The 262-nt window shown below is 41.6% G+C and carries 1 pseudogene; it reads right to left on the reverse strand.

The annotated features are described in order from the left end of the window. A pseudogene (locus KO524_RS15265) lies at positions 1 to 262 on the reverse strand (hypothetical protein); the annotation flags it as partial.

Here is a 262-nt window from a genome sequence, read left to right on the forward strand (position 1 = left end):
ATAGGTACCCGCATTCCCCTTGGTTAAAGTTGTTAGGGTTTCGTTGTTTTTAACCAATTCAGCAAGAGTTAAGGTTTGGGAGTTCCCCTCGTTATCGCTATACTTGAACGCTGTTCCGTCAAAAGTAACCGGTCCCTCAGAGGATTTGATAATCGATTTTAGTTTTTCTAAAACAGCCGGGTTGTTCGCAATGCTGTCAAAGTTTGAACTCACATCACCAACCACATCAATCACAACTTCTGAGTTGTTTTCCGATTTGTAG

The organism is Flavobacterium sp. NKUCC04_CG, assembly GCF_019345525.1.
Classification (GTDB): domain Bacteria; phylum Bacteroidota; class Bacteroidia; order Flavobacteriales; family Flavobacteriaceae; genus Flavobacterium.